This window comes from Vibrio paucivorans (genome assembly GCF_054053395.1).
The window spans coordinates 326,682-342,717 of sequence record NZ_CM133230.1; the positions used below are offsets into that span (position 1 = coordinate 326,682).

Annotated in this window: 18 protein-coding genes; 6 read left to right on the forward strand and 12 right to left on the reverse strand. The window is 46.1% G+C overall.

The window, feature by feature from the left end:
* Window positions 1-15 precede the first annotated feature (15 nt).
* The 5 genes from mpl to thiQ all read left to right on the forward strand — a co-directional run bounded on the left by mpl (window position 16) and on the right by thiQ (window position 5,582).
* Window positions 16-1,371: a UDP-N-acetylmuramate:L-alanyl-gamma-D-glutamyl-meso-diaminopimelate ligase gene (gene mpl / locus ACXABW_RS01585; protein ID WP_457523689.1), complete on the forward strand. Its 1,356-nt coding sequence runs from the start codon at window positions 16-18 to the stop codon at window positions 1,369-1,371.
* A 5-nt stretch (window positions 1,372-1,376) separates the two neighbouring features.
* Entirely contained in the window at window positions 1,377-2,006 is a 630-nt protein-coding gene (locus tag ACXABW_RS01590; protein WP_252029212.1) for a flavin prenyltransferase UbiX, read from the forward strand.
* A gap of 257 nt (window positions 2,007-2,263) precedes the next feature.
* Window positions 2,264-3,256 carry a thiamine ABC transporter substrate binding subunit gene (gene thiB / locus ACXABW_RS01595; protein WP_252029214.1) on the forward strand — a complete coding sequence of 331 codons (993 nt, stop codon included), beginning with the start codon at window positions 2,264-2,266 and terminating at the stop codon, window positions 3,254-3,256.
* Window positions 3,257-3,268: 12 nt separating this feature from the next.
* Window positions 3,269-4,891, forward strand: a complete 1,623-nt coding sequence (gene thiP / locus ACXABW_RS01600; protein WP_457523690.1) for a thiamine/thiamine pyrophosphate ABC transporter permease ThiP — start codon at window positions 3,269-3,271, stop codon at window positions 4,889-4,891.
* Window positions 4,878-5,582, forward strand: a complete 705-nt coding sequence (gene thiQ / locus ACXABW_RS01605; protein WP_252029219.1) for a thiamine ABC transporter ATP-binding protein — start codon at window positions 4,878-4,880, stop codon at window positions 5,580-5,582. Before thiP ends, thiQ begins: the two co-directional genes overlap by 14 nt.
* Window positions 5,583-5,742: 160 nt before the next feature.
* Here thiQ and yjgA read toward each other — a convergent pair whose 3' ends face one another.
* Window positions 5,743-6,270, reverse strand: coding sequence for a ribosome biogenesis factor YjgA (yjgA, locus tag ACXABW_RS01610; RefSeq protein WP_265686811.1), 528 nt, complete (start codon window positions 6,268-6,270; stop codon window positions 5,743-5,745).
* A 118-nt stretch (window positions 6,271-6,388) separates the two neighbouring features.
* On the opposite strand from yjgA, the gene pmbA reads away from it, so the two are divergent.
* A complete protein-coding gene (gene pmbA / locus ACXABW_RS01615) occupies window positions 6,389-7,732 on the forward strand; it encodes a metalloprotease PmbA (protein WP_457523692.1) in 1,344 nt (447 codons plus the stop codon).
* Between the two features lie 103 nt (window positions 7,733-7,835).
* On the opposite strand, the gene mgtE is transcribed toward pmbA, so the two are convergent.
* The 11 genes from mgtE to ACXABW_RS01670 all read right to left on the reverse strand — a co-directional run bounded on the left by mgtE (window position 7,836) and on the right by ACXABW_RS01670 (window position 16,029).
* Window positions 7,836-9,191, reverse strand: a complete 1,356-nt coding sequence (mgtE, locus tag ACXABW_RS01620) for a magnesium transporter (protein ID WP_252029225.1) — start codon at window positions 9,189-9,191, stop codon at window positions 7,836-7,838.
* A 112-nt stretch (window positions 9,192-9,303) separates the two neighbouring features.
* Window positions 9,304-9,582 (reverse strand): HPr family phosphocarrier protein, encoded by a 279-nt coding sequence (locus ACXABW_RS01625; RefSeq protein WP_252029227.1) that lies wholly within the window; start codon window positions 9,580-9,582, stop codon window positions 9,304-9,306.
* A 10-nt stretch (window positions 9,583-9,592) separates the two neighbouring features.
* On the reverse strand, window positions 9,593-10,453 hold the full coding sequence (gene rapZ / locus ACXABW_RS01630) for an RNase adapter RapZ (protein WP_252029229.1): 861 nt from the start codon (window positions 10,451-10,453) through the stop codon (window positions 9,593-9,595).
* A gap of 11 nt (window positions 10,454-10,464) precedes the next feature.
* Complete coding sequence (gene ptsN, locus ACXABW_RS01635) at window positions 10,465-10,911, reverse strand: PTS IIA-like nitrogen regulatory protein PtsN (protein WP_252029231.1); 447 nt, start codon at window positions 10,909-10,911, stop codon at window positions 10,465-10,467.
* A 2-nt stretch (window positions 10,912-10,913) separates the two neighbouring features.
* Entirely contained in the window at window positions 10,914-11,201 is a 288-nt protein-coding gene (gene hpf / locus ACXABW_RS01640; protein WP_252029232.1) for a ribosome hibernation promoting factor, read from the reverse strand.
* Window positions 11,202-11,226: 25 nt separating this feature from the next.
* Window positions 11,227-12,687: an RNA polymerase factor sigma-54 gene (locus ACXABW_RS01645; protein ID WP_252029234.1), complete on the reverse strand. Its 1,461-nt coding sequence runs from the start codon at window positions 12,685-12,687 to the stop codon at window positions 11,227-11,229.
* 51 nt (window positions 12,688-12,738) lie between these two features.
* Complete coding sequence (gene lptB / locus ACXABW_RS01650) at window positions 12,739-13,464, reverse strand: LPS export ABC transporter ATP-binding protein (protein WP_252029236.1); 726 nt, start codon at window positions 13,462-13,464, stop codon at window positions 12,739-12,741.
* 1 nt (window position 13,465) lies between these two features.
* Complete coding sequence (lptA, locus tag ACXABW_RS01655) at window positions 13,466-13,960, reverse strand: lipopolysaccharide transport periplasmic protein LptA (protein WP_252029238.1); 495 nt, start codon at window positions 13,958-13,960, stop codon at window positions 13,466-13,468.
* Window positions 13,941-14,504 carry an LPS export ABC transporter periplasmic protein LptC gene (lptC, locus tag ACXABW_RS01660; protein ID WP_252029240.1) on the reverse strand — a complete coding sequence of 188 codons (564 nt, stop codon included), beginning with the start codon at window positions 14,502-14,504 and terminating at the stop codon, window positions 13,941-13,943. Before lptC ends, lptA begins: the two co-directional genes overlap by 20 nt.
* A complete protein-coding gene (gene kdsC / locus ACXABW_RS01665) occupies window positions 14,501-15,058 on the reverse strand; it encodes a 3-deoxy-manno-octulosonate-8-phosphatase KdsC (protein ID WP_252029241.1) in 558 nt (185 codons plus the stop codon). Before kdsC ends, lptC begins: the two co-directional genes overlap by 4 nt.
* Window positions 15,058-16,029, reverse strand: a complete 972-nt coding sequence (locus tag ACXABW_RS01670; RefSeq protein ID WP_457523695.1) for a KpsF/GutQ family sugar-phosphate isomerase — start codon at window positions 16,027-16,029, stop codon at window positions 15,058-15,060. Before ACXABW_RS01670 ends, kdsC begins: the two co-directional genes overlap by 1 nt.
* Window positions 16,030-16,036: the final 7 nt, after the last annotated feature.

Sequence of the window (16,036 nt, forward strand, 5' to 3'; positions counted from 1 at the left end):
GCTAGGTTAGGTTTTATGCATATTCACATTTTAGGTATCTGTGGCACTTTTATGGGCGGTGCAGCAATTCTAGCGCGTCAACTAGGTCACAAAGTGACTGGCTCCGACGCGAATGTATACCCGCCAATGAGCACACTTTTAGAATCTCAAGGTATCGAAATTATTGAAGGTTTCGACCCGGTACAATTAGAGCCGAAGCCAGACTTGGTGGTGATTGGTAATGCCATGAGCCGTGGAAATCCTTGTGTTGAACATGTGTTGAATACCAACCTGCGTTATACCTCTGGGCCACAGTGGCTACAGGAATTTTTACTTCATGACCGGTGGGTGCTGGCTGTATCTGGTACTCATGGTAAAACGACCACTTCCAGCATGTTGGCGTGGATTCTAGAAGATTGTGGCTACCAGCCTGGCTTCTTAGTTGGGGGAGTGCTTGGTAATTTTGGTGTGTCTGCTCGCTTAGGGGAAAGTATGTTCTTCGTGGTAGAGGCCGACGAATACGACAGTGCTTTTTTCGACAAACGTTCTAAGTTTGTTCATTACCATCCAAGAACGTTAGTGATGAATAATCTAGAGTTCGATCACGCCGACATCTTTGATGATCTTGAAGCGATAAAGCGACAATTCCACCACCTAGTGCGCACTGTCCCAGGCAATGGACGAATTTTGGCGCCTCAAAGTGATGAAGCGATTGCTGATGTGTTGCAGCGAGGTTGTTGGAGTGAAACAGAGCTAAGTGGTGAGTCGTCAGACTGGTACGCCAAAAAAGTACAGATTGATGGTTCGGTATTCGATGTGTATTTCAAAGGTGAACTTGTGGGCCAAGTAAATTGGGACTTGGTTGGCGATCATAACGTCGATAACGCACTAATGGCGATTGCCGCGGCGCGTCATGTTGGTGTCACTCCAGATCTTGCGTGTGAGTCTTTAGCCAAATTCATTAATACCAAGCGGCGTTTAGAGTTAAAAGGCACAGAGCACGGCGTAACCGTCTACGACGATTTTGCTCATCACCCAACCGCCATTGAACTTACACTAGGTGGTTTGCGTAATAAAGTGGGTAAAGACAAGATAATTGCCGTGCTTGAACCTCGCTCTGCTACGATGAAGCGTGGTGTACATAAGGAAACGCTCGCAGCGTCTTTGAAGCAGGCCGATTCTGTTTACCTCTATCAGCCTGACAATATCGATTGGTCGGTGGAAGAAGTGGCTCAGCAATGTAGCCAAACAGCATTTGTAAGTGGCGATATTGAGCAATTTGTCGCTAAAATTAGTCAAGAAGCTCAGCCAGGAGAGCACATCTTAGTGATGAGCAATGGTGGCTTCGAAGGCATCCACGACAAACTATTACAATCGCTAAAGGCGAAATAATACCAATGGCATCATCACAAAAGTCCATTACTCTGGCATTTACTGGCGCTTCGGGCGCCCCATATGGTCTGCGCTTACTCGAGTGTTTGTTAGCAGCAGACTATAAAGTGTATTTACTCATTTCTTCTGCAGCGCGAGTGGTGCTTGCTACCGAGCACGATCTCAAGTTACCTGCAGGGGCAGAGGCGGCTAAAAAAGCATTGGTTGCACATTTGAACTGTGATAGCGAAAAGTTAGAAGTATGTGGCAAAGAGGATTGGTTCTCTCCTGTGGCATCCGGTTCCGCTGCGCCAAAGCAAATGGTGGTTTGCCCGTGTTCAGCAGGCAGTGTTGCTGCTATCGCTCACGGTATGTCTGACAACCTAATTGAGCGAGCGGCTGACGTGGTAATGAAAGAGCGAGGTCAGTTACTGCTGGTGGTGCGTGAAACGCCATTTTCTACTTTGCATTTAGAGAATATGCACAAGCTATCGCAAATGGGGGTGACCATCATGCCTGCGGCCCCTGGCTTTTACCATCAGCCCAAATCTATCGAAGACTTAGTTGATTTCATGGTGGCACGAATCCTAGATCATCTTGGTGTGGAACAAGGCTTGGTTCCTCGCTGGGGCTACGATCAACGTAGTGAATCTTGATCCTTATAGCTAATTATCTCAATAACAATTACAATTTGGACAACTCATCGGGGAGCTTATTATTCACTTTATGAATGTGGGCTGAGATCAAGCGTCTGCTTGGGACCCGCACGATAAGGTTTGTGCTTCTACAAACCCACATCTTCACCTGACCCAGATAATGCTGGCGTAGGGATTGAGTTAGGAACTTCAATAGCAGTAAAGGACTATGTCTTCCTCCCTCAACCTCGCGCCGCTCAAACCAAGGAGAGCGAGCAGTGAAAACCACACTTAGCGCAATTGCACTGGCCACAATGGCTTCTTTTTCTGTCCAAGCCGAAGAAAACACGTTAACCGTCTATACCTACGACTCTTTTGCATCTGATTGGGGCCCAGGCCCGAAAGTAGAGCAAGCGTTTGAAGCGCACTGTGGTTGTAACGTAGATTTTGTGGCTCTGGATGACGGAGTGTCGATCCTTAACCGATTGCGTTTGGAAGGTAAAAATAGCAAAGCAGATGTGGTATTAGGCCTTGATAACAATCTTATGGCTGAAGCGAAACAAACCGGCTTACTTGCTGAGCATAAGGTAGATACCTCCTCGATTTCACTACCAAGTGGTTGGAGTGATACCACCTTTATTCCTTACGACTATGGTTACTTCGCTTTTGTCTATAACAAAGAGAAGCTAGCTAACCCACCGAAAAGCTTGAAAGAACTGGTTGAGCAGCGTGATGATCTTAAGGTTATTTACCAAGATCCTCGTACTTCCACTCCGGGACAAGGTTTAATGCTGTGGATGAAATCGGTGTATGGCGATGAAGTGACGCCAGCATGGCAATCTCTGGCGAAGAAGACAGTGACCGTCACTAAAGGCTGGTCGGAAGCGTACTCTATGTTCTTAGAGGGTGAGTCAGATATGGTGCTGTCTTACACTACGTCACCGGCGTATCACTTGATTGCTGAGCAAGACGACAAGTTTGCCGCTGCTAACTTTTCTGAAGGTCATTACACTCAGGTCGAGGTGGCAGCGAAAGTGAAAGGCAGTAAAAATGAAAAGCTGGCTGATGAGTTTATGAACTTTATCCTAAGTGATGAATTCCAATCGGTGATGCCAACCGGTAACTGGATGTACCCAGTAACGGATGTCGAGTTACCAAAAGGGTTCGAAACTCTGTCGGTACCAAGTAAAGCGCTGAGCTTTTCTCCTGAAGAAATTGCTGAAATGCGTAAACCATGGATCCGTGAGTGGCAACATGCACTTACGTTCTAATCGGGGCTTGATTTGAACACTATCCCGAAAGTGGGTATTTGGGTCGCGATAGCTATCGCGGCCTTTGTCATTTCAGCGCTTGGAGCGTTATTGCTAGAAGCGCCGTCGTTGAACCTAAGCGCGGTCTGGTCAGATCCGTATTATCGTCATGTTACTCAGTTTAGTTTCTACCAAGCCCTGCTCTCAAGTGTACTGAGTGTCGGGTTAGCGATACCTGTAGCTCACGCTTTGTCACGGCGTCAATTCAAGGGACGCAGTCTATTACTCAAGTTATTTGCGACAACATTGGTATTGCCAGTTCTGGTTGGTGTGTTTGGGTTACTCGCTATTTATGGCAATAGTGGCTTACTTGCCAACATGTTAAAGCAAATCGATCACTCTTTGCCTTTTTCTATATACGGCTTGAACGGCATATTACTGGCACATGTGTTTTTTAATCTTCCGTACGCGAGCCGTTTGTTACTGCAGGCGCTAGATACCGTTCCTGCGGAGCAGCACAAACTGTGTGCTCACTTAGGAATGAGCCATTGGCATAAATTCAAGTGGGTTGAGTGGCCTAGGCTTCGTCAGCAACTTCCTCATGTGTTTGGTTTAGTCTTTATGCTGTGCTTCACTAGCTTTGCTACGGTGATGGCGTTAGGCGGTGGCCCTAAGTCGACTACTATTGAGCTGGCAATATATCAGGCGATTAAGTTTGATTTTGATTTGCAAGCTGGAGCTCTGCTCGCGCTGTGGCAGATGTTGTTGTGCGGTGTACTTGCTTTGTCTATCCAGCGTTTAGCCAAACCGATAGCGGTTTCTACTGGGAGTGTGTCGCCGGGAAAAATACTGATTCAGGATAGCTTTAGTTCGAAAGTGTGGGACTTTTTTTGGATTGCAGGAGCATGTCTATTGGTTATCCCGCCCCTTGCTATGGTGGTTTTGAGTGGTATTAACGAGCAGGCTTTGCTGGTGTTTACTGATGGCCGATTCTGGTTAGCGTTTGGCGCGTCTCTTAAAGTGGCTATTTCAGCGAGTGCGATTGCGTTAGTGATAGGTATGGCTATATTGACGACCAGTCGGGCTTTAAGGCTGAGGAATAAAAACAGTAAAGCAGACGGAATCGAGTTGATTGGTACCATTATTCTCGTTACGCCGGGTCTGGTGATCAGCACGGGTTTATTTCTGCTACTACGTTATTTTGCGGATGCATTTAGTTATGCCTTTTACGTGGTGGTTGTGGTTAATGCTTTGATGGCGTTGCCGTATGTCATCAAGACGTTATCTCAGCCTATGCTGCATGTTGCTCAGCAATATCAGTACCTGTGCGCGAGCTTAGGTATGCGAGGGTGGCAACGATTTAAGGTGGTCGAATGGCGCGCGTTACGAAAACCGATCGCGCATGCGTTTGCGATTGGCTTTATGTTTTCGATTGGTGATCTCAGTGCCATTGCTCTGTTTGGTAGCCAAGAGTTCCGAACGTTACCCCTGTATTTGTTCCAGTTACTTGGCAGCTATCAAATGGAAGCCGCTGCGGTTGTGTCTGTAACCTTACTGCTACTCAGTGTTGGTTGCTTCACACTTACCGAAATGTTGTTTAAAACGGGCTCAAAACAGGCAAAAAAAGACAAGAGAGGGCAAGATGTTATCGGTTGAACAGGTTGAATACTACTATCATCAAGAGCTGTTTGAGTTTGATATTCAAGTTCGGCCCGGTTCAATTGTGGCTTTAATGGGGCCTAGCGGGGCAGGGAAGTCGACGCTTTTTAGTCTTGTGGCAGGTTTTATCGAGCCAAGTCGTGGCCGGATAGACGTCGATGGTACGTCTCTATTGGGTAAACCTCCTCATCAGCGACCTTTTGCGATGCTGTTCCAAGAGCATAATTTGTTTGCGCACTTAAGTGTGCGAGAAAACATAGGGCTGGGTCTGCACCCAGGGTTAAAGCTGGATAATCAGCAGCAACAGCTCGTAGTTGAAGCTGCGCAGCAAGTCGGTGTGGATGCTTATCTAGACAGGTTACCAGAGCAGTTGTCTGGTGGACAAAGGCAACGCGTTGCCCTTGCGCGCTGCTTTGTTCAGCCGCATCAGATTTGGTTGCTCGACGAGCCTTTCTCGGCACTTGATCCGATTTTACGTGAAGAGATGCTGAGTTTAGTGAAGAAGCTAGCCATGGAGCGCGGTATCACCGTCGTGATGGTGACTCACCATATCAGCGATGCTAAAGCGATTGCGACGCATTTTGCTTTTATGACTCACGGTAAGGTAGCGCTGGTGGATAGCATTGAACACTTATCAGCACAGCATGCTAATCCAGCTTTAGCTGAATTTGTACGCGCAGGTGAGTAGGGATTAAAACTGGCGAACGTCAGTGAAAGTTAGATATAAAAAAGCCGAGATTCACTCGGCTTTTTAGACTTTTCTTTCTGAGATTGTTTGTGCTCACCAAAGAGTGATTAGGGGTTGTTGAACTTTCGAACGAAATTTAACCGCGAAAGATCAACAGACCCTATAGCTCTTCTTCGTTTAGCTCTTTCAACACTTGAAAGATTTCACGGTAAGCTTTAGCAGGCTTACCTGCTTTTTTCTCTTTGTTGGCTTGGCGAGCAAGTTGGCGTAAGCGCTGACGATCAGCCTGTGGATACTGCTCGACCGCTTCAGCAATTGCACTGTCGCCTTCTTCAACAATGCGGTCACGCAGCTGCTCCAGTTTGTGCAGTTCCGCGGTCGCTTGTGAGTGCTTATTGCGAACTTTGTCTAACGCAGCTTGAAGAGGTTCTGGATCTTCATTGCGCATTAATTTGCCGATGTATTGAAGCTGACGACGTCGTGCTTCGTTTTTAAAGCGTTGAGCGTCTTTAATCGCGTCCGCCAAGTCTTCACTTAATGGAAACTTTTCAAGTACAGAGGGCTTTAAGCCGACCAGTTCTTCACCGAGCTTTTGTAGCTCTTCCATGTCATTTTTCATCTCGGTTTTACTTACCCAGATGATTTCTTCTTCCGGTTCCCAGGGCGCTTTCTGGTTTTTACGAGCCATCTTTTCTGCCTATATCACTATCTCAAACTAATATTAGGTCTATTTTAACAAGAATCGTGGGGAGAAAGCGAAATTCTTGTTATCCTAACGCTATCAATGGCAATTACTTAGATTCGATATGGATGTAAAACAACAAGTTGCTCAACAGCAAGTTGAGCTTGAAGCTGCGGTTGCGAAAGCGTTAGAGCTAGCTTCAGTGAGTGCTGATGCGGCTGAAGTGGCCATTACTAAATCAACAGGCCTAAGCGTTTCTACTCGCATGTGTGAAGTGGAAAATGTCGAGTTTAATAGCGATGGGGCTCTGGGTATCACGGTATACCGAGGCCAACGTAAAGGCAGTGCGTCTACATCAGATTTAAGTGAGAAAGCGATCAGCCAGACGGTAGCGGCTGCGCTTGATATTGCTCAATACACCTCAGAGGACCCTCATGCAGGCCCTGCGCCTAAAGAGTTGATGGTGCAAGATATTCCTGATCTTGACCTGTTCCACCCGGATACTCCAGACCCAGATTACGCCGCGAAAGTGGCGATTGCAGCTGAGCAGCAAGCGCTGGCTTATAGCGATAAAATTAAACAAAGTGATGGCGCAAGCTATGACAGTCACTATGGTCTAAAGGTCTATGGCAATAGCCATGGTTTACTTGCTAGCTACGCTTCGAGCCGTCATAGTACTAGTTGTTGTGTGATTGGCCAAGGAGCCAATGGTGAGATGGAACGTGACTACAGCTACACCGTTGCCCGTCATCGTGATGAGCTTTGGGCTCCTGAAAAAGTGGGTCAACTAGCCGCTGAGAAAACCGTTAACCGATTAGATGCGAAAAAACTGACCACAGGTAAGTACCCTGTTATGTTTGCAGCGGATGTCGCGACTGGACTATTAGGTCATTTGGTGATGGCGATCAGTGGCGGTAACTTATACCGTAAATCTTCTTTCTTACTCGCTCACCTTGGTAAGCAAGTACTTCCAGAATGGTTTAACGTATCGGAGCGCCCACACGTATTGCGTGGCCTTGCATCTAGCCCTTTTGATAGTGAAGGTGTGTTTACTCAAGATCGTGAAATTATCACTGATGGTGTATTGTCGACTTACCTGCTTACCAGCTACGCAGCACGCAAAATGGGCATGACTCCAACGGGGCACGCTGGTGGTATCCATAACTGGTTTGTGAAATCTACTGGGCAAGGTTTTGAGCAGATGCTTAAAGAGCTTGGTACTGGCTTCTTAGTGACTGAAGTCATGGGCCAAGGTGTGAATATCGTGACAGGTGATTACTCACGTGGTGCGGCTGGTTTCTGGGTTGAAAACGGTGAAATTCAATATCCAGTGTCGGAAGTGACCATTGCAAGCAACCTCAAAGATATGTTTAACCAAATTGTGGCCGTGGGTAACGACGTTGAAACTCGCTCACAAATTCAGACGGGTTCTATTTTGCTGGAATCAATGAAAGTCGCGGGTGAATAACATAGCCTGACGGTAGCGAATATTATGGTTAATAGAAGGGCTCGTACTAGATAGTACGAGCCCTTTTTGATTTGGAACTTTAGTAACGAGCTTTAGAGTGCGACTAAATTAAAATCGTCGCAAGCCCTAAGAATACGGAGAGGCCGATGACATCGGTCACGGTAGTGAGCGCCATACCACCCGCTAAGGCTGGGTCAATATTCATTTTCTTGAGTAGAATTGGGATAGTTACCCCAGCAATCCCTGCAACCAGTAAGTTAGTCATCATGGCTGCGGAGATAATGCCGCCAAGCATCCAGTCACTCTTCCATGCGACAACAATACCACCAATGATCAGCGCCCAAAGAATACCGTTAAGGAAACCGATAGCGGCTTCTTTAAGCAGTAATTCGCGTTTGTTACTGTCACCGATATGGCCTAAGGCTAAACCGCGGATGACGAGAGCAACAGTTTGGTTACCTGCTACGCCGCCCATTGAAGGCACGATGGTCATCAATACTGCGATAGCAGCCATTTGATCTAATGTCGCTTCAAACATGTTTGAAACTGAAGCCGCAGCAAGAGCAGCTAAAACGTTGGCTCCAAGCCAAACACTACGCTTACGTGCCGACTTTACTACAGGTGCAAAGGTATCTTCGTCATCATCAAGGCCAGCCATACTCATCATTGAGTGCTCTGCATCTTCACGAATGACATCTACCACGTCATCGATCGTTATACGGCCAACCAGATGTTGGTTTTCATCAACAACAGGTGCAGAAACCCAGTTACGACGTTCGAACAAGCTGGCGACATCTGAGTCGCTGGTATCGACAGAAATCGCTTCATCCGCGTCATCCATTACTTCGATAACCGGAACATCTGGTTGAGTCGTGAGTAGAGTCGTCAGCGATAAATGGCCTATAAGGCGGCTTTCTTCGTCGATGACGTAAAGTGCATCGGTCGCCTCAGGCAGTTCACCTTTCATGCGCAGATAACGAAGGACTACGTCGACGTCGACGTCACCACGAATGGTTGTGACGTCAGTATTCATTATCCCGCCAGCAGTGTCCTCTGGATACGACAGCGCGGTTTCAACACGCAATCTATCAGCCGTGTCCATTTGCGATAGGACTTCACGTGAGACATCATCAGGTAGGCTTCGCAGGACGTATGCAACGTCATCGGTGTCCATACCTTCTGTTGCTTCTGCCAGCTTTTCTGGCGCCATCTTGGAGACAAGCGCATCTTTAACGTCTTCGCTTAACTCGTCGAGGATTTCACCGTAATCTTCAGGATCGGTGAGCTGCCAAAGAACGTCACGGCTTTTACGTGGTGAGGCTTCAAGGAGGTGAGCAATATCTTCTGGCTCCATATCCTGCAGTTGGCGTCGGACATGGACAAAACGGCCATTTTCTAGAGCTTCAGTAACTTCTTGGAGGGCTTGGTGAGCTTGGTCAAATTCTATTTGCTCTGCCATTGATTCCCCCTAAACTCTTAATACTTACAATGTTTTAAATAGTAACTTAAATATATAGCTTGGTTAATAAGATATTGTGAACAAACGGCTATTTAATGAGTTTATGGGCAGGTTATTCGTCTTCGTCGAACTTGTGTTCGATTAAGTTACACACCGCTTCCAGCGCTGGGGCGGCGTCATTGCCTTCGGCGGTGATAGTCACGTGTTCGCCTTGAGCAGATTCGAGCATCAGCAACCCCATGACGCTATCGGCTGTGGCTTCTTTGTCTTCGTGATTGCGAATAGTCAGAATCGCTTCAAACGATTGAGCTAATTCGACCAATTTAACAGCAGCACGAGCATGAAGACCTAATCGGTTCTGAATGAGTACAGTTCGGCTTTGCTGCTGCATGGTAAGAGTCCTATGAGTGATGTTTTTCTAACGAAGTGTGGCGGATTTGAACTTGATGGCCCAGCTGAGAAAAATACTCACCAATTTGTTGAGTCAAATACACTGAGCGGTGTTTTCCGCCAGTACAGCCAATCGCCACAGTGAGATAGCTGCGATTGTTTTTCTCTAGCATAGGTAGCCAGTTGTCAATAAAGCCTTGGATTTGCAGTTTGAGGTCGATGACTTCTTGGTGAGATTCCAAGAAGGATTTAATCGGAGTATCGAGTCCGGTTAACGGCCTTAACGCGGGTTCCCAGTGAGGGTTAGGTAAAAAACGAACATCAAATACGTAATCAGCATCATTAGGTAAGCCATATTTGAACCCAAATGATTGGAATACCATGACAAGCTCTTGTCGTTCCCTTCCTTCTACTCGCATACGAACGGTTTCGCTGAGTTCGTGTAGAGATTGGTTACTACTGTCCAACACTAGGTCGGCATGCTCTTTTAGTGGTGCGAGTATCTTGCGTTCAAGCTCAATCGCTTGGGCCAACGAAGGTTTTGAATCACTTAACGAGAGCGGGTGTAGACGGCGAGTTTCACTATAGCGCTTTAGGAGCGTTTCTTGGTTAGCACCTAAGAAAAGAACGTTAACGTCAGTGCTTTGCTTTAGCTTTTCAAGCAAGTCGTCAACTAGTGTCGGCTCTTTAGGTAAGTTTCGGATATCGATACTAACGGCGACATTTTGCTTGCTGTCAGATACCGACTGAATAAAAGCATCAAGTAGACTAACGGGCAAGTTATCTACACAGTAATATCCAAGGTCTTCAAGCACTCTTAGAGCGACACTTTTACCTGCACCAGATTGACCACTCACAACGATTAAACGCATCGCAATACTGCCTACTTGTTAACCATGATGTTATAGAGCTCTTGATCGCTTTGTGCGTTTCTCAGCTGCTTAAGGATTTGTTTGTCGTTAAGACGTTCGGCCATCGAAGAAAGTGTTTTCAGGTGCTCTTTACATTGTGCGTCTGGCACGAGCAGAGCGAAAAGAAGGTCGACAGGTCGATTGTCTATAGAATCAAATTCGATAGGTTGTTCACATTGAAGAAGTACGGCTACCGCTTGGTCGCTCGACATCATACGAGCATGGGGAATGGCGATACCATTTCCAATGCCAGTACTGCCCACCTTTTCACGGCTGAGCATACATTCAAAAAGTTCGGTGGAGTTTTGACCAGTTTGCTGTGCGACGATTTCGCTGATCATTTCTAGAGCGCGTTTTTTGCTCGTGCATTGGACTGCACTTTTAGTGCAGTCCAATGAAAGTACTTCGCTGATTTGCATGATTAGTGGCTACTTAGCTTTTCTTTATGCTTGTTAAGTTGTCTAACGAGTTTATCCACTAGTGCATCGATTGCAGCGTACATATTTTCGTCGTCTGCAGTTGCGTGGATATCCCCTTGGTTTACGTGAAGGGTAGCTTCAGCGATTTGTCTTACTTTCTCAACACGCAATACAACGTGTACGTTATTGATATGGTCGAAAAATCGCTCAAGTTTTTGAAACTTTGAGTTTACATAGTCTTGCAGTGAATCGGTAAGATCAACGTGATGGCCATTAATGTTAATTTGCATAGACTTTCCTTCTCGGTTATAGGCCTTAAAGTAGGCGTTTGCGCTGACTTGAAGGGGCAATGCCCAAAGATTCTCGGTACTTAGCTATGGTTCTTCTAGCGACCTGAATCCCTTGATCAGCCAGTAATGCTGCAATCTTGCTGTCACTGAGTGGTTTCGCGGTGTTTTCCGCTGCCACCAGTTTTTTAATCAAAGCGCGAATTGCAGTGGATGAACACTCTCCTCCGTTGTCTGTACTAACGTGACTAGAGAAGAAGTACTTCAATTCAAATATGCCTCTAGGGGTATGCATAAACTTCTGAGTCGTAACACGTGAAATAGTGGACTCATGCATATCAACAGCGAGGGCAACATCATTTAGGACCATTGGTTTCATGGCCTCTTCCCCATACTCGAAGAAATCACGTTGGTGTTCAACTATGCATTTTGCAACTTTGAGCAACGTCTCGTTTCTACTTTCTAGGCTTTTAATTAACCACTTTGCTTCTTGCAAATTGGTTCGAATGTACTGGCTATCGGCACTGTTTCCTTTGCCTAAGCTAGCATATTGTTGATTTACTTTAAGTTTTGGAACACTGTCTGGGTTGATGGTAACCACCCACTTACCATGGTCTTTGAAAACAGACACATCAGGAATGACATACTCAGCGTGATCTGGGGTGATGCGACTACCTGGACGAGGATCCAGTTGTTGGATAAGCGCCAGTACGTCTCTTAACTCTGCTTCTTTAAGTTTGGTTTCTTTAATGATCAGCTTGTAGTCTCGATTACCAAGATGATCGATATGGTTGTTCAAGACCAATTTGGCTTCATTTAGCCAAGGAGTATCTTCTGGGAAAGTCGCCAGTTGTAATAACAAGCAATCTTGAAGGTTTAAAGACGCAACGCCCAGTGGGTCAAATTGCTGGATGCGTTTACGCACAGCTTCAATTTCATCCAGTTCGATCTCTTCATTATCAAAGCTGTCGAGGATGTCTTCACTGCTAATCGTAAGGTAACCATAATCATCGATAGCGTCGATGATAGCTAGCGCAATGGTTCGGTCGGTTTCACTGAATGGAGTTAAGTCGAGCTGCCACAACAGGTAATCATGCAGTGACTGCGTAGTTTCACCTTGGTAAATAGGTGCATCGTCATCTAGAGCAATACCAGTGCTACCTGTATTCGCGCTGTATACATCATCCCAAGTGGTATCGATTTCGAGTTCGTTGCTGATTTCTGATTTTTCGATCAACTCGGAGCTGTCTTTAGGCTCAGGCTCTGCAACTTCTACGGTAGGCTCTTTTTCCTCATTAGTGCTTTTTTCTTCGCTCGATGCTGGTTCATCGCTACCTTCTTCAACATCAAGTAGCGGGTTGGAGTCCAGCGCTTCTTGAATCTCTTGTTGAAGATCCAAAGTAGACAGTTGCAGTAAGCGAATCGCTTGCTGCAACTGAGGAGTCATGGCTAATTGCTGACCTAGCTTGAGTTGTAATGAGGGTTTCATTCAGTGTCGCTTACCTTATTATTTTTAGATTCCGCTACCGACTCTATTTAATCATAGACGGAATTGTTCACCGAGATAAACTTGTTTTACTTGTTCATTATTGAGAACGTCCGCCGGTGTTCCTTCAGCGATCAAGTGCCCTTGGCTTACGATGTAAGCTTTTTCACACACATCAAGCGTTTCACGCACGTTGTGGTCGGTGATCAGCACACCTAGGCCACGATCTCTTAAGTGTTCGATGATCTTTTTGATGTCGATAACTGAGATTGGGTCAACCCCGGCAAAAGGCTCATCCAGCAAGATGAACTGTGGGTTTGCTGCTAATGCGCGCGCTATCTCTACGCGTCGACGCTCACCACCTGACAACGCCATCCCCGCGCTTGCACGGATATGTTGGATGTGGAACTCTTCCAGAAGGTCTTCAAGTTTATCTTGGCGCTCCTCACGAGTCATTTCTTCACGAGTCTGAAGAACGGCCATGATGTTATCTTCCACCGATAATTTACGGAAGATAGACGCTTCTTGCGGCAAGTAGCCTATACCCATGCGAGAGCGGCTGTGCATTGGAAGAATACTGATATCTTGATTGTCGATGCTTATTTTGCCTTCGTCTCGAGCGACGAGACCAACAATCATGTAAAACGATGTGGTTTTACCTGCACCATTCGGGCCGAGTAGGCCAACGATTTGACCAGACTCTACTTCTAAGCTCACATCAGAAACTACGCGGCGGTTTTTGTAGCTTTTCGCTAGGTGCTCTGCTTTTAATATTGCCATATTAGTTTTGGGCTGCCTGTGGTTGAAGAACGGTGCTGACACGGTCGCCTGTTTGACCGTCGGCAATGAGCTTCTGCTCGGTGATTCTATAGCGGATCTTGCTGCCACGGATTACGCTGTCGTCTTGTGACAGCATGGCTCGCTTAATCATAGTGAGTTGGTCATCGACCATTTTGTAATACAGCTCTTCTGCTTCACCATAAAGGGTTTTGCCATCGTCAGTCAGCTGTGAAAACGTCGCTAGATCGCCATAGCCTTCAATCTCTTGGATTGTGCCATCTTTTGGGTCACGAATGACGATTACTTTATCGGCATTCATATTGATACTGCCTTGCTTAAGCTTTACATCGCCGAGGAAAGTCACTCGGTTGCTCTGCATATCTAGGTGCTGGCTGTCAGAGTCGATGTAGACAGGCTGGTCTTGGTCTGTAGATAGTGCCATGGCATTGCTTGATGCCAATAGGCAAGCAAATAGACTAAGGTGTGAGAGTTTCATATCTACCTTGTACATGGTTGTAAAGAACAGCGGTATTGTCAGCAAAATTGCCTTTCATCGCCTGTCCTTCCGTTTCAAATTGAGGGCCGACAAGAACAACTCGATTGTCTGCCCAAAAGTCTCGATTATCAAGTTTTATGCTCATTTCGTCGGTAGACATAGTGTCAAATCCCGAGTCACTGAGTAGGTTTTTAGCCAAAACGTTGTCGTATAATGTCAGGACTTGCTCTTCACTGAGGATGGCTCGGTCAGCAGTGATTTCCCATTCCTGAATGACACCTTCTTTATAGATTTTCAGTACAGGAAAATCGAACTCAGTGTCGCCACTTTTCGCGAAGTGGTCTAAGTGTGTTGAAGTTATGATGTAGCTGCGGATTCCGTCTTCTGCGTAAGAAACGTTCTCCATGTTGGTGCCGCTAAACATCGGCAACTCCTGATCTGGAGTTACTTGGATATCGAATGTTTGTTCTTTGTCGAAGAGGTAATAAGCCGACCAACATGCAACAAAAAACAGTAAAGTATAAATAATACGAGATAAACTCATATACTTAAGCCTTTATGTACGTCTAACTCATCACGCGCTTGAAGAATAAGATCGCAAACCTCTCGTACTGCGCCATGCCCACCTTTGATAGTAGTGACATAATTCGCTCGTTTGGCGAGAAGTGGGTGACCATCAGCGACGCAAACTTGTAGTGCAACTTTTTCCATTACTGGCCAGTCAATCAAATCATCACCGATGTAACCAGTTTGCTCGGGTGCAATATTAAGCTTACGACATATGTCTTGGTATGCTTTAATTTTGTCGTCTTGCCCCTGGTAAATCAGAGATATACCAAGAGCCTTCATGCGATTTTCTACAATTTGAGATTGACGGCCTGTGATAATGGCTACTTCAATCCCGGCGTTCATTAACGATTTGACGCCATAACCATCGCGAGTATGAAACGTTTTCAGCTCCTCGCCATTATTACCCATGTAGATTAAGCCATCTGAAAACACACCATCGACATCGCAGATCAGCAGTTTAATCTCTTTGGCAATTTTTAACAGGTTTTGTTCTACTGGACCATAAAGAGTTTCAATTAATTTGCTCATTACATCACTCCAGCTTTTAATAAATCGTGCATATTAAGCGCACCAACCAGTTTGCCGTTATCACACAACATAAGGCCATTGATGCTTTTCTCTTGCATTAAGTTAACCCCTTCAGCTGCAAGCATATCTGGGCTGGCTGTTGTTGGGTTTTGAGTCATTACTTGGCCAATGGTTTCAGTATGGATATCGACGCGCTTGTCGAGAATACGACGTAAATCACCGTCGGTAAAAATGCCGACGAGTTGCTGAGTGTCGTCAACAACAGCTGTCATGCCCAAGCCTTTTTGGCTAATTTCCAATAATGCATCGCGGATTACCGTATCGGCGGTGACCATAGGTAACTGCGCTCCGGAGTGCATAATATCGGATAATTTGAGTAGCAGCTTACGCCCAAGCGCACCACCTGGGTGAGAGAGCGCAAAATCTTCAGCAGTAAAACCACGAGCCTCGAGTAGGGCAATTGCAACAGCGTCCCCCATGACGAGCGTAGCCGTGGTACTGGATGTTGGAGCTAGCCCGAGTGAACAGGCTTCTTTCGGTACCGTAATTTGCAGGTGTGCGTCAGATAGCTTCGCCATATTGGATTGCGGCTTACCTGTCATACTAATGATACGAATATTCAAGCGCTTCAATACTGGGAAAAGAGAAAGAATTTCTGTTGATTCTCCAGAGTTTGAAATAGCAAGAACGATGTCACCAGGTTCAATCATACCAAGGTCGCCGTGCGCAGCTTCACCAGGGTGAACAAAGAATGCAGAAGTGCCAGTGCTTGCCAGTGTTGCGGCAATTTTGTTACCGATGTGGCCTGATTTTCCCATCCCCATCACGACAACCTTGCCTTGGTTAGACAAAATCGTTTCACAGGCTTTGGTAAAGTCTTGATTAAAATACTGGTCCAGTTGTACCAATGCAGCGACTTCGGTATCTAACACTCGTTTCGCTACGCTACGGAAATCAAACGTTGATGACATCAAAATA

What these genes read in the sequence shown, in the direction of transcription:
- mpl (WP_457523689.1), top strand. Translation starts at nt 16, where the DNA reads ATGCATATTCACATTTTAGGTATCTGTGGCACTTTTATGGGCGGTGCA.
- ACXABW_RS01590 (WP_252029212.1), top strand. Translation starts at nt 1,377, where the DNA reads ATGGCATCATCACAAAAGTCCATTACTCTGGCATTTACTGGCGCTTCG.
- thiQ (WP_252029219.1), top strand. Translation starts at nt 4,878, where the DNA reads ATGTTATCGGTTGAACAGGTTGAATACTACTATCATCAAGAGCTGTTT.
- yjgA (WP_265686811.1), bottom strand. Translation starts at nt 6,270, where the DNA reads ATGGCTCGTAAAAACCAGAAAGCGCCCTGGGAACCGGAAGAAGAAATC.
- pmbA (WP_457523692.1), top strand. Translation starts at nt 6,389, where the DNA reads ATGGATGTAAAACAACAAGTTGCTCAACAGCAAGTTGAGCTTGAAGCT.
- mgtE (WP_252029225.1), bottom strand. Translation starts at nt 9,191, where the DNA reads ATGGCAGAGCAAATAGAATTTGACCAAGCTCACCAAGCCCTCCAAGAA.
- ACXABW_RS01625 (WP_252029227.1), bottom strand. Translation starts at nt 9,582, where the DNA reads ATGCAGCAGCAAAGCCGAACTGTACTCATTCAGAACCGATTAGGTCTT.
- rapZ (WP_252029229.1), bottom strand. Translation starts at nt 10,453, where the DNA reads ATGCGTTTAATCGTTGTGAGTGGTCAATCTGGTGCAGGTAAAAGTGTC.
- ptsN (WP_252029231.1), bottom strand. Translation starts at nt 10,911, where the DNA reads ATGCAAATCAGCGAAGTACTTTCATTGGACTGCACTAAAAGTGCAGTC.
- hpf (WP_252029232.1), bottom strand. Translation starts at nt 11,201, where the DNA reads ATGCAAATTAACATTAATGGCCATCACGTTGATCTTACCGATTCACTG.
- ACXABW_RS01645 (WP_252029234.1), bottom strand. Translation starts at nt 12,687, where the DNA reads ATGAAACCCTCATTACAACTCAAGCTAGGTCAGCAATTAGCCATGACT.
- lptB (WP_252029236.1), bottom strand. Translation starts at nt 13,464, where the DNA reads ATGGCAATATTAAAAGCAGAGCACCTAGCGAAAAGCTACAAAAACCGC.
- lptA (WP_252029238.1), bottom strand. Translation starts at nt 13,960, where the DNA reads ATGAAACTCTCACACCTTAGTCTATTTGCTTGCCTATTGGCATCAAGC.
- lptC (WP_252029240.1), bottom strand. Translation starts at nt 14,504, where the DNA reads ATGAGTTTATCTCGTATTATTTATACTTTACTGTTTTTTGTTGCATGT.
- kdsC (WP_252029241.1), bottom strand. Translation starts at nt 15,058, where the DNA reads ATGAGCAAATTAATTGAAACTCTTTATGGTCCAGTAGAACAAAACCTG.
- ACXABW_RS01670 (WP_457523695.1), bottom strand. Translation starts at nt 16,029, where the DNA reads ATGTCATCAACGTTTGATTTCCGTAGCGTAGCGAAACGAGTGTTAGAT.